The 563-nt window shown below is 77.1% G+C and carries 1 protein-coding gene; it reads left to right on the top strand.

Annotation, left to right across the window (positions count from 1 at the left end):
- Positions 1–563 (top strand): FxsA family protein (locus FNQ90_RS26140; RefSeq protein ID WP_323380196.1); only part of this gene is annotated, 563 nt, incomplete at both ends.

Below are 563 nucleotides of genomic sequence, written 5' to 3' on the forward strand. Positions count from 1 at the left end.
GCCCCGTCCCGGCCGCGCCCGGCCACTGGTGGCCGTGGGCGTGGCGGTGTGGGCCCTGGCGGAGATCTGGCTGTTGACCCTGCTGGGGGAGTGGGCGGGTGGTTGGGCCGTTCTCCTGGCGCTCGCCGGTGGATTCGTCATCGGCTCGCTGGTGGTGCGCCACGCCGGACGGCGGGCATGGAACCGGTTGGTGGAGTCCGCGCAGCGGCAGGCCCGTGCGGCACAGGCGGCCGGGGAGGGTCGGGAGCCGGTCGACCCGACCCCCGAACCGGCATCCGGAAGGGGCGGGGGCGAGGCCCTGACGATGGCCGGCGGGCTGTTGATCATGTTCCCCGGGCTGCTCTCGGACCTGGTCGGCCTGGTGTGCGTGCTGCCGCCGGGGGCCGCGCTGATCCGCCGGGGACTGCGGCGGTTCGCCTCCGCGGACCGGGGCCCGGTCGGTACGGCCTACCGCGATGCGCGGGCGGCCGGTGACGGCATGCGCATCCACCGCCCGGGGGGACGGGTGGTCCCCGGCGAGGTGGTGCGGGAGGAGGAGTCCCCGGCCGCGGGGAGTGGTGGGG

Origin of the sequence: Streptomyces alkaliphilus, assembly GCF_014141535.1 — a bacterium.
In the GTDB taxonomy this organism is placed as follows: domain Bacteria; phylum Actinomycetota; class Actinomycetes; order Streptomycetales; family Streptomycetaceae; genus Streptomyces; species Streptomyces alkaliphilus.